A 12,621-nucleotide genomic window follows, 5' to 3' on the forward strand; every position below is an offset into this window, starting at 1 on the left:
TCGTTATCCATATTACCCGCACCAAGCCGGATGGATAATGACCCATATCGGGATACTTGTTATACTTGCCGGGGCTGTTATCAGTCGAAATTGGGGTGTAGAAGGTCAACTTATGCTCGCGGAGGGTAATAGTTCTTCTGTTCTCGATATGAGCAGTCATCAACTCGAAGTTTCATACCCTGATGGTGTTGCTGGCGAGTTACCGTTGCACTTAGAGGCCCTTCCCCGTCGAGAAGGGATGAAACCGAAAGTGATACAACTACCTGAAGGACGAGGTAGCATTTCGTTGATCCGGTTTCTTCCGGCGGGCGTCGGCAAATCAATGTACTCCGAACATCCCAATGGATTCGTCGCAGTAGCTGTCCGGTTAGAGGCCCCTATGGCTTCGACTGATGAACTTCTCTGGGCAGGAAGCGCACAAACTTCCCGTTGGGAAATCCCTATGATCGGAGTAATAAAATTACTACAAATTCCTACCGATCAACCAGACTGGAATGCAATCCCAGCACAGCCTAACGATTTGATTCTGGTGGCGACGCCGACAATGCTATTACTTCACCGCCAATTCGATGGATTCGCGAAACTGGATACCGTGCAAATTGGACGGATGATACCTTTGACAACCGGTACAGCCGCCCTCACCGTAATCGAACGTAAAGACCGCGTAATACAAACGGTGATGTATGAGCCCTCAAAGGGACGTGGAGGAATGCCTGCGCTTCAATTCAGCGTAACTAACAAAGCAGGGATATCTTCGGATCCAGTTTGGTTGGCTTACGGCGAAGAAATGGTGTCAGATGTTGGAAATGCCCGGTTCCGAATGACGGCACAAAAAGTCGATCTCGGTTTTACGATTTCACTGGTCGATTTCAAACGGACATTTTATCCCGGGACAAATCAAGCAGCCTCATTTTCAAGTGATGTATTAGTCACCGATCCCAAGATGGGGACCTTCCCTTTCCACATTGCGATGAACCAACCGTTAACGCACCGTGGTTGGAAATTCTTTCAGTCGAGTTTTGTTGAAGGTACTCCGGAGTATTCAGTGTTTTCGGTCGGGTACGACCCCGGAACATGGACGGTGTATATCGGAAGTATTATTCTCATCTTAGGATTAATCGGGATCTTTTTTGTAAAACCTTATTTGAAGAAGAGATTTCCGCCGCCATTAAAGCAAGTAAATTCGTAGCGGTTTTGCGATTCGGATCGTTTCCGAATGCAGACTTTTCCGCTTTCATCGTTAGCAATCTGCGCAGCACAAACTGCGATGATCATATTACCGGAAAAATGGGAGATCGGTAATGAGTAAACTGACAATTCATATCGCGTTAGTTGCGAGCTTTCTGTGCATACTGGTGGTGCCTTCCTTTGCGGCGGTGCAACCGGATGCGGCGCGGATGATCCCGGTGTTGGATGGGGGACGCATCAAGCCGTTGGATACATACGCGCGAGAGCAGGTTCGTAACATATATGGCAAGAGTTCGATTGGCGGCCAGGACCCGCTACAATCGATTTTTCAGTGGATATCCGACCCCGATGCCAGCGCGAAAGCAGAACTCATACTGATCGATTATTTGCCATTGCGCGAAAAGCTTGGTTTGAATCCCGGCAAAAAACGCTTCTCCTTGGAAACCCTTCGTGATAATGCTGCATTTGGCGCACTGATTGAGGAAGTACGCCACATGCCGGATAACGAGCAAAAGAAGATTCATAAGGAAGCGGGAGCAACCTATCATCGTGCGATGACCTTATCGCAAGTGTTGAATCAGGATTTGCCATTAGTTCCTCCCGCTGATCCACATCAACCGTGGGGTTCGCCGGCTCGACACGATCATGGCGTCGCCAACGACGAGCAAATCCACCGTGCGATGGGTTATTGGGTGGATATGGGCAAAGCATTCGCGATGAATGACCAAAACGGTTTTAACACTGCCGCTTCACAGTTTGCTTCGACCACGAAAACCATGGCAGGTTCAACCATGGTTACCGATACCCACTTAAAAGTAGAGTCGTGGTATCATGTGAATCATCCGGCAAGATGGGCGTGGGTCCTCTATTTACTTTCCTTTTTGCTTTTCGTTTCGTTTTCGGTTGCAAATAAACCAAACCTGCGATGGATTGCAGTTACAGTCTGGTTGACCGGTTTTGCTGCTCATTTGGCGGCATTGTTGTTACGTGCATACATCTCCGGCCGAGCGCCTTGGTCGAATATGTACGAATCGATGCAAATGCTTGCTTTCGGTATCATGTTCTTCGCAGTCTTTTTCGAGTTCTTCTCGAAGGCGAAGGTTTTCCTGCCAGCCTCGGCAGTACTTGGTGTGATAGCTTTAGTCGTCAATGACGCAAGTCCTTTCGATCCCTTTGTAACGCCATTAGCGCCAGTCTTAAAAAGCTATTGGCTTACTTTCCATGTGATGGTAATGATGCTTGGATATAGTGCTTGCGCATTAGCGATGGGGATTGGACACTTTGTTCTCGGGTACGAGATTTATAAACCAAAGGATCCTGCGCAGCTTGCCAACTTGGACAAAGCGCTTTATCGCACCGTTCAAATTGCCATGTTGTTTTTAGTAACCGGCATCATCTTAGGCGCGATGTGGGCGAATGAAAGCTGGGGTCGTTATTGGGGGTGGGATCCGAAAGAGACATGGGCGTTGATTACTTGGTTCTTCTATCTTGCGGTGGCGCACGGTCGTTTCTCTGGTTGGTGGAAGCGAACGGGAACCGCTGTGCTATCCATTGTCGGATTCCCGGTTGTACTTATGACCTATTATGGCGTGAATTTCTTCTTAACCGGACTTCACAGTTATGCCGGTGGTGGTTCCCCGGAACCGATGCCACCGTTGGCGTGGGTTTATCTGGTTTTTGAAACTATTTTCCTGATTGGTTACTGGATGATGCGTAAAAAGCGTCTTAGTGCAGTAGCATAGGTAACTTGACAGATACAAAGTAGTGCCGGACTTACGTTCGGCACTTTTTCTGTTCCAATGAATTTAAGTAAATTATTGGTTATATTTTACTTACTATGAAATTGATCAAATCTATTTGGTAGAATAGTTGATTTATTCATATTTTGTGAAAAGTGTATGCATCATAGCTACACTCCTCTCTTCATGCTCTTCTCTCTCTTCTTGAATTATGGTTCGACTCGACGAGTGTAATTTTTACTCTCGAGCGATGTAGGTATCGGTAAACATTCGGTTGGTTTAGTGTGTATTCACAGTAGACGCAACCGTTCCGAAGATTGCCTTTCCACGTACACACTTGTGAGATATTTCACAGTGTAAGTTAATGTATCGTCAAGAAGGAGAGAGTATTATGTTCCAGTTACTTCGTATCGTTCTTACCGCTGTTCTTTTAGCAGTATTCTTCCTATCGCCTTCGTTTGCACAAGACAGTTCCGGAGTCGAATGTATCACCCGGAACTATCATAATTGGGTGAGTTCCATTCAGGGAATCAAGTGGATGCCGAACCGGGTGTACTTAGCTGTTGGTTACTCCGGTTTACGGATAGTAAACATTTCTTCGCTATCGCAACCATCGGAATTGGGAAGTATCTCAACTTTGGGATTTGTGAAGGCGATTGATGTCGTAGATACACTTGCCTTTGTGATAGAAGAGGGCGGTTGCTTGCATATCATCGATATCGCGAATCCCGCCTCCCCTACGTTGATAAGCACTCTTGATCTTCCCGGAACACCGATGGCGGTGGATGCTGTGGGGCAAATCGCATACGTTTCCGCAGGTAGTGCCGGAGTAGTTATAATCGATGCGTCCGATCCGAGTACACCAATAATCCGCAGTCATTTCGACACCCCTGGTTCAGCTTGGAGTGCTTTAGTTGTCGATTCGACATTGTACGTTGCCGATAGTACTTCCGTGCGAGTTTTGAATACTGTTAATCCCGATACACTGGTAGAAATCGCATGGCTTGATCAACCGGCGCGGCGGTTAGCTGTCGAGACTAGCCATTTATTCGTACCGAACATGAGCGGTTTAGCAATCTACTCCATCAATCCCATCGATTCGACGGCATTGGTAGGAACGTTGCCTGCCCCTGCATCGGGTGGTTGGTGGAACGTGGCTGCTTCGGATGGACGAGTGTATTTAACAAATAATGCCGGATTAACGATTGTCAACGTTGCGAACCCCGCCTCGCCGTCAATTCTCTATCTGTACACAGCTGCGCAAAACTCCACGGAATTGACGGTTGCAAATCATATCGCATTTTTGTCGTGTAACGGATTACGCATCACTGATGTAACCACTCCCACATCTCCTCAAACGTATACCACATTCAATCTGGGCGGTTACGACTCTCATATTGCGATGGGGAATGGGAATGTCTTTGTAGCGAATCGGAGCGGCGGGATGTTGATATTCAGCAGCGATTTGCAAACAATCATTGGTCGATCGAATGCACCAACCGATGCTCGGCAGATTGTTGTAAATGGAAATTATGCCTATGTGCAGTCGAGTAATTCCGGAATCCATGTCATGAATTGTACAAATCCCTCCGCCCCATCCACTGCAATGGTTTACACGGAGGGAAATCGAACAATCCTCGATATGACATTGTCAGGGACTAAGCTCTACTTCGCAATCGACAACGGAGTTCGCATCATTGATGTTTCTGCACCTGGATCACCAACCTACGGTGGAGCGTATCGCGTTACAACGCCCGGTACTGCTGTTGCAGTGGATGGCATGACCGTTTATCTCGGGTTGCAATCAGGCGCAGTCCATATTGTAAATGTTACCAATGCGATGTCGCCAACGCTATTGGGAACATATCAGGCAGCTCCTTCGCCGATCCTCGATTTGCAATGCACTGGTACCGACCTGTATGTGTTGAATAATGCAAATTCGTTGCGAGTTTTGTCGGTTGAGAATCCTGCGCAACCACAACTCGAAGCACAATTCGATTCATTGTCGGATGCATCGGGGATTTCGGTATTGGATGATTATGTATTGGTTTCTGAGAAAGGGAATGGTATCCGTGTGCTGTTGCGTGTATCGGACACCGAATTACGAACAGTCGGTTTTTACAACACCCCGGGATCGGCATACCGTGTATTAGTCGATGATCAGCGAGTCTATGTCGCCGATTCCACTAATATCAGCCTCTACGATTATGAGCCATCCACCGATGTCGATGAAAAAACGTCGTTGTTACTGCCAGACCGGACATTGCTACTGCATACTTCTCCGAATCCATTTAACGCAACGGCTGCCATCGATGTTTCCTTACCGGTTACCGGACATGTCTCGGTCAATGTTACCAATATTCAAGGGAGAACGGTTGCGACGCTGTTTCAAGGCTTCTCTGCCAATGGAGTAAAACGGTTATACTGGAAAGGTTGTGATGCGGCGGGATGCAATGTCGCTTCAGGCGTTTACTTTGTTACAGTAAACTCCGGTAGTATTTCCGCATCGCAGAAAATCGTACTGATGAGATAGTACGTCTGTCGGCAAGGTATTTCAGAGATGCTACCTATCTACTCAAGCAAAAGCCGCTTCAACGGAAGCGGCTTTCTTTTAAGCAGAAATATGAAATCAACTTCACGCAGATTCGTCGAAATACGACTACTCAAACACAGTGGTCATTTCAAACCAATGCATCCCATCGGGTGGTAATTGAATGAACAATCCAATGCCAAGCATCTCATCCCCGTCACGTTCGTATTCGGTATTGTCGCGGATGTCGCGAAGTCGAACGGTTCTTCCCGCAATGCCGGATATGTGGAGAGGCACTCGTCCGCTCGCGACAACTGATGAAAGGTTTCCAATCCACAACAATCGGCGATTTCCCGCCCACCAAAGAATCGGAACCATTTTTTTATAGGTGTCGTCATTTTGACCAGAAGGATTGACACCGATTATTTGTGAGAAAGCGTACTCAAAAGGAAACTCCCGCAACCAGCGGCCACAATCAGTACAGAATGCTGCCTGTTCCAGTAATACCGGTTCAACCGGTCGGCGAGTTAGTTGCACAGGTAACTTGACTTTTGCGCCATACTCCTGCCCTTCATGCCACAAAATGTAGCCGGGTTGCATCCAAAGTAAAGCTGAGAGTACCGGTAATTGTTCCGGGGGAACTCTTGATGCGATTCTTGCCTCATCATGATTTTCAAGAAACCGTAACCGGCGGACACCCCATGCCCGGCGTTCCGGGAGGGTGGAACGTAATTCGTTCGTATTACCATACACCGCACGATCCATGAAATCTTTATCGTAAACCGCATCGAACCCCAATTCGATCAATCGGTTTTCCGTGCCCCAATACGCTTCAGCAAGAAAGAGAAAGGAAGGTTTGATTGCCCTGACAGCATCGATTGCCTGCGACCAGAATTCCGGCACGTAATCAAAATTACCACCCCAAGTTTGCTTGAAAATCGGATTAAGCACCAGCATTGCCATATCGCAGCGGACACCATCGCAAAGCTCTGCAATTTTTAACAACTCACGAATCATTGCCTCGCGGGTATCAATCTGCCGAAAATCAAGCTGAGCGGTGTCGGTCCAAGCTGGGAAGTAGGGGTCGCGACCATTTGCTAACCATTTCACCCCTTGTGTGGTATGTACTTCAAACCACCCGGGAGGTGGGGTTTGTCCCGGTTCAATTTCACCGCGTGAGATAAAGTACCCGGGATACTGTTTGACCCATGGGTGATCGATCGCAAGATGGTTGGGTACAAAATCAAGAATAAAACCAAGCCCGCGCTCCGCAAGCCGATGCCGAAAGCGTAACAAGGAAGTCAGCGAACCTAAGCATTCGCATGGCTCATAGGATTGAATCGAATAGGGGGAACCGGCGACATCGTCTTCTTTCCAATCAGGCAGCGCATTGAAATAGTCACGCCGCAATCCTTCATGTGCGATAGCAATTAATCGTCCTGCCGGTGAACGCCGCCAAAGTCCCATACCCCAAATGTGTGTTAACGGTAATGTACACCAACGGTCTAACTCAGTATCGGGAATTGCGTCCAGAGAGTTGATTCTCCCATCCGGATCGAATTGCCGGACAGCGGCGAGCAGATTTACTTCGCGGATGACGAGACGTGCCATAACGGCCTCCCCGGTCGTGCGGTTATGTGGTGAAATGATTTGGGAAGAATGAGGATTGTTCTGTCATTGCAATAGCAACGAACCTCAGGCGGAATATCTTATGCTTAAATATCGGAAGGAATTTCCCCTTACGCAAAGAGAAAACTCGGTTCTTGTGCTATTTCATCTATCGCAATCTATCGAAAGGTCATCGGCAATATCCGGTTCCCGATTAACAGCCGTTCTGCTGTTTGATAAAAGCTGTACAGCTCCTTCCGTAAGCTATCAGCAATAATCGGTTCCGTTGCCAAAAGATTTGTTTTCTCCAGTGGATCGATAACCGGATCACTCATCCGGATATCGCGTTCCAGATTATTGATCAATAAGCGTTGGTTATCTCGCCAACCAACCATCCCGGGATGAGTAAAATACACATGACGAAGTGTATCGGGATCGAACATCGAACGTCCAAACGATGCATGTTTTACCGGAAGTCCACACAAGTGAATAATCGACGGGACGATGTCAAGCTGTGATACCGGCATTGTAACAACTTTTGGGGGGAGCCGACCCGGCGCATACACCAAACAGCCGATACGGAAACGCGCATCGGTTCCTTCAGGGGGTACTTGCGAAGTATGGTCGCCAAGTATCACATAAATCGTTTTTGCGAAGCGTGGTTGTTTTGATTCATACTCAAAAAAACGTCGCAATTCGACATCGAAATTAGCAAATGAGTTGTAAACTTGCTGCTTTTCCATCGATTCGGGAAACGGACGTTTGAATTCCGGGGGGGTGATAAATGGTGTGTGAGTTGAGATTGTAAATGTTGCGTAATGAAATGGTTCATGTAATGTGTCCATTTCTTTATTCATGCGTTGTAAGACGTAACGATCCCAAACTCCCCAATGCCCGTCAAAATTATCTGCAGGAAAGTCACCTTGGTGATAAAACTTATCATATCCGGCAAGGCTTGCAATTTGCATGATGTTCATCGATCCGGCTTTCGCTGCGTGAGTAAATCGCGCAGAATACCCTTGCGACTTTAGAATCGTTGCAATACCTCGCACTTTGGTTTGCTCTTGAGAACTGCCCATGAACGGTGTCCCCATTAAATTGGGGATTGAACAGAGGATTGCCGACAATCCTTCCATTGAACGAGTACCAATCGCATAGCAATTCGTGAAAGCGACGCTCTGTGATGCTAATGAATCGAGAAATGGCATTGTGGCAACTGAGCCGCCGAAACTCTTCAGATACATCGCTGTCAACGATTCGACAACAATAAGAACCACATTTGGTTTCTCTTCGGGAGTATATATCGGAGATAATGCGGTCGCTTGCCGGAACATGGGATATTTGTCGTCGAGGAACTTATCCCCTTGTCCGATTATCATCCGGCGAGTTTCTTTGAATGCGATTGAATCCGGTAACAATTCCTTGATTGTCGCTTCATTGGCAAATGCAGAGGTAACAACGGTATACCAACCGTTTAGAGCCAAATGACCAGAGAGTACATTGTCCCCTTGAAAAGCATTTGTCATCCGCATTGGCTTTAATTGGAAACCGCCACGTATCCCAAACACTGCAATTAAAATCATGAGTAGAGCGATGGGAACGTAGCCCCACCAATGCTTGGGAACGATTCGCTCCGACTGACGTTTGCGAAGGGGATTAAACTGCTTTTTAAGCGTCCAAACCATGAAAACTAAAAACGCGATCATCAGTATTGCCGAGAACCAATACTCAGAAAAAAGTAGTTTGGTCATCGATCCGAGATCACCTTTTATCCCTTTTACTTCAAATGTCAGATGGTGACCAGCTTCTTCGTAGTAGTGGAAATCAGCCCAAAGAAATCCGGCAGCAAAAAGAAATGAAACAATTGACAGTATTGCGACGATATTCGTCCGGATGCGATAGATGCGTTCCGGTACGGGAAACCACAAAAATAAACAGGGAATCGTTACAATAATGAGTGATGTTGCAAAATCGAACCGCAAACCAACCAATATTCCCAGCAATACCTCATACATGGTCATCGCTTGGTGAAATTGCGGATACGCGAAAAAGAACAGCACCCGGAAGAGCTGCAATAAAATCATTGCCGCAAGCAACAACCGCAGCCAGACACGCACACTGTCGGAAACGTACTTCATTCTTTGATCGACTCGATACTTATTGGCGCCATTGCCATCTTATACTTCGTTTTGAGATGAATCACCCGCAAGGCACCCATCAGAAATAGTGTCATTAATGCGGTCATAGCGGTTGCCCGGGCGATTCGTTCGATACTGCCGGATTTGCTAAGCGACATTGCTGACATGATAACGACACCGATTGCGAGTAATATCCCAAATGTAAGTAGGATGTGTCCGGCGGGAACCGGGTAGCCCTTCATGCCCGCCAGTAATAGTAATGCAAAGCCAGTAAAGATTTGAACTGAGCTTCCAATCACCATCCACCATTGTCCTAACCGGGCGGCAACTTCGGAGGAACTGTCCATCCGACGACCAAGCGCGCGGGTCGCAAATGCCAATTCGGCGCCAGTAAGTACAATTGCCGAGAAGAGAACATGGGAGAGGCGAAACAGAAAATCGAGCGAATTGAGTTCGATACCTTTGCTATCGGCAGGGGGAAATAGAGTCGATGATGTTGCGACCAGCAGTAATAGATATAGAAAATTTCCTGCAGTGGCAATCCACCCTGCATTGGTTGAAATCGCATTTTTCGCTTGGGAACGTTTCAACCAGATAGCTCCCAAAAGCCCGGCAAACAACCCGGCGACGCCAAGATAGAAGAATGCTGGATTGGCGTTTTCAATTGCGAGCAAACCGAAACCCCATTGTCCGGTGGGGAGGCGCGAGTATGTGGAACTGATCGCGGTGCCGAACAGAATCAGGGCAATCGCTTGTAGCCGTAACAAACGAGGGAGCAATTCATTGGCAATCGCAAGGTGTTCGGGACGGCGCCCCCGTGATAACCATGCGATGACCGCTGGTAAGAAAACTGCTACGGAAACCAGCCACAGTTGTAGAATGTAAAATACAATCCAAATGTATAACCGGATGCCTTCCACCTTTCCTCCTGAATTGAGGGAACAAGTTAAGAAAACATGAGTTCGCGAACAAACTTTCGCTTTTGGTACGTTTGGTTTGGTATTACTTCAGGTAGGTAACGGGACGGGTTACTTGTTGATTGGGTGTCGATAACCGGACGAAATAGGTACCGGTGGAAAGTTGCTTTGGATTCCAGATGAGTGTACTTCTTCCTGCAGTTAATCTACTGTTGGTCAAGGTCGCCACTTTACGTCCGGTGATATCAAACACTGCAACCATTGCATCCGTTGCTTGCGGCAGTGAAAATTGAATCGTAGTCGAATTATTGAACGGATTCGGATAAGCGGGTAACAACTCAATCGAATTCGGCAGTGAGTATGTAACATGACCCGGATCACCAATCTCATTCTGCGGGAATACTGGAGTAGTACGGAAGGGGAAAGGATTGACCCAAGTAGGAACCATCACTCCGGTTCCGTTCGGATTCCATGGATGGCGAGGTCCTGAAGCATTTCCCCAGTAACAATCGGGGACAAACAGTGAATCAATGTTTGGGGGTACACCTGCCGCGATAAAGTTTGCACAGTTGACAAAGTCAGTATTTCGAATTGTAACTTGATCTTGAGGATAGCCGTGATTCATTGTTAACACTAAAGGCGTATTTTCAAAACGACAGCTATCGATGTCGGTAAAGCTGCTTGCAATCACTCTTTGCATTACTCCGATATTTCGAAAAATGACATGACGCATTCGTAGATTGAGGTATGAGTCGATTATCGCAAACCCGTTACCGGAAGCGGTGTAGCAATTTTGAAACACGCAATTTTCAATATTAAATGGCGAAATCGAGTTGGATTCGATAATTGGTATGCCAGGACCAGCTCGGCAGGAATCAAAAATACAGTTTCGAACTACTTTCTGATGTTGATTTTGGCTTGCGTTGATAATTGAATAAACTGCAGTGCGATAAAAATGTGATCCACTAATTTCAAACGTTCCATCTACTGACAATCCCCAACTATCGAAAGAAAAGTAACTGTCTGAAATCTTTGTTGAATCACCGCGGATATAGATAGTCGGAAACCCCGGATAGCGATATGCGCGACCTGTTATTGAGCATCGCATGATTTCGATTGAGCCATAGAAATTCTGAATATAAGGTCGTCCACCTGACCAATCGCCAAAGAAGCGGCAATCCTCAAAAACAAAGCGTGATCCGTTAGCACTATGGATATAAGAATCGCCATAATTCGCCGTTGAGTCGAAAGTCCCTTCAAACCAGCAGGCTTGAAAAACAGCGTGAAGCGAATCGCCGCGCAGAATTCTTACGCCTTGCCGTGGATCACCAATCGGCAGAAAACGAATCCCTGCTAAGGTTAATCGTTCGTGGCGAGCCACTGTCGTAAATAAAGAGTCTTCCGGCGACCATTGCGTTGTAGCAATCGATGCCGAGTCGTGAGTAAATATCCAATTTGAAGCAAAGGTTAAGGAATGGGGGACGGGAACAACTTCGTGATAATGGCCGGTGGCAAGAACTATAGTATCACCTCTCATCGAAGCTGAAACCGCTTCGGTGATATTCGCGTGTTGGCTGGGAACCCGCAGTAATTCGCCCCAGCCAACGGTCGCGCAAGCTATAAACGCGAAAAAACAAATTGTCAAGCGCTGTTTCATTGAATTCTCACAATGTGAGCAAGTTTACTAATTTGTATCCCACCAGTCCGCATGAAGACGTTGATTCTCACCGGTGGTGATATTTTTCGTTATACATGTATAATATCCGGTGGATGGAACAGTAAACAAAGCAACATTTTCAAAATAGACAGAGGGCGCGAAAAAGACAGTGTTACCTTGTGAATCCTTGACTCGCAGTTCTAAAACCCCTTCCGTGCCTACCCCATGTACATAAACATAGTACTGTCGCTCCGATTCCATTAAGACACTTTCGGTGGCTTTTGTTTCCCCATTATCTACGGAATGTGTGAAGTAGTATTCGGCATACGCCATCGACACGATTATAACAACCGATAGCAATGCAATAATGAGTGGTTTCCGTTTCATGATACGCTCCGTTGTTGTGCGAGAAAAGGTTGACAAGTCGATTTACAAAAATTCCTATCGAACTCTAAACCAACCTTTACATATAACCTACTTTTTTTTTACACTTAGATGCAAATGGAATCTGTCAGAAATGTAAACTGATGGCGGCGTGTACACTGTTTACTGTCACTGAAATCAGCAAGTTCAAACTGATGTGTTGACGATGCAAATGACGCATACCATTGTGTATTTTGATGTTAGGTGTTTTACAACGGTATGGAATATCGCAACTCTGCTTTTAGACTCAGAGAGTGGTCGATTTCTGTTGAGTGAGAGATTCCTGTTACGTGTAAGAAGGAGAGAAAAAAAGACTCCACGCGATGGAGTCTATTCAAAATGTATCACGGGTTTGCACCATGTGAGGAACTATTGCCGGTACTTGAAGCGGCGGATCTTTCGAGTAGAGGTTTTCTCGAGT

At 46.7% G+C, this 12,621-nt stretch carries 8 protein-coding genes; 3 read left to right on the forward strand and 5 right to left on the reverse strand.

Translation table 11 applies throughout. The features are described from left to right. The 3 genes from OEM52_09950 to OEM52_09960 form a co-directional block, all read left to right on the forward strand. A partial coding sequence (locus OEM52_09950; protein ID MDK9700453.1) for a cytochrome c biogenesis protein ResB occupies nt 1-1,189 on the forward strand: 1,189 nt, incomplete at its 5' end. A gap of 112 nt (nt 1,190-1,301) precedes the next feature. Further along, the gene (ccsB, locus tag OEM52_09955; GenBank protein ID MDK9700454.1) at nt 1,302-2,930 is read left to right on the forward strand and encodes a c-type cytochrome biogenesis protein CcsB; all 1,629 of its coding nucleotides are present in this window, start codon (nt 1,302-1,304) and stop codon (nt 2,928-2,930) included. Nucleotides 2,931-3,318: 388 nt separating this feature from the next. Beyond that, nucleotides 3,319-5,460 carry a T9SS type A sorting domain-containing protein gene (locus tag OEM52_09960; protein ID MDK9700455.1) on the forward strand — a complete coding sequence of 714 codons (2,142 nt, stop codon included), beginning with the start codon at nt 3,319-3,321 and terminating at the stop codon, nt 5,458-5,460. A 126-nt stretch (nt 5,461-5,586) separates the two neighbouring features. On the opposite strand, the gene OEM52_09965 is transcribed toward OEM52_09960, so the two are convergent. From OEM52_09965 to OEM52_09985, 5 genes are all read right to left on the reverse strand, one after another. Further along, complete coding sequence (locus tag OEM52_09965) at nt 5,587-7,068, reverse strand: alpha-amylase family glycosyl hydrolase (GenBank protein ID MDK9700456.1); 1,482 nt, start codon at nt 7,066-7,068, stop codon at nt 5,587-5,589. A 176-nt stretch (nt 7,069-7,244) separates the two neighbouring features. Beyond that, nucleotides 7,245-9,203 carry a sulfatase-like hydrolase/transferase gene (locus OEM52_09970; GenBank protein ID MDK9700457.1) on the reverse strand — a complete coding sequence of 653 codons (1,959 nt, stop codon included), beginning with the start codon at nt 9,201-9,203 and terminating at the stop codon, nt 7,245-7,247. After that, on the reverse strand, nt 9,200-10,123 hold the full coding sequence (locus OEM52_09975; GenBank protein MDK9700458.1) for a hypothetical protein: 924 nt from the start codon (nt 10,121-10,123) through the stop codon (nt 9,200-9,202). The genes OEM52_09970 and OEM52_09975 overlap by 4 nt, the downstream gene beginning before the upstream one ends. Before the next feature lie 82 nt (nt 10,124-10,205). Then, on the reverse strand, nt 10,206-11,777 hold the full coding sequence (locus OEM52_09980) for a T9SS type A sorting domain-containing protein (protein MDK9700459.1): 1,572 nt from the start codon (nt 11,775-11,777) through the stop codon (nt 10,206-10,208). A gap of 27 nt (nt 11,778-11,804) precedes the next feature. After that, on the reverse strand, nt 11,805-12,164 hold the full coding sequence (locus OEM52_09985; GenBank protein ID MDK9700460.1) for a hypothetical protein: 360 nt from the start codon (nt 12,162-12,164) through the stop codon (nt 11,805-11,807). Nucleotides 12,165-12,621 lie beyond the last annotated feature (457 nt).

The organism is bacterium (assembly GCA_030247525.1).
Taxonomy (GTDB): Bacteria; Electryoneota; JAOADG01; order JAOADG01; family JAOADG01; genus JAOTSC01.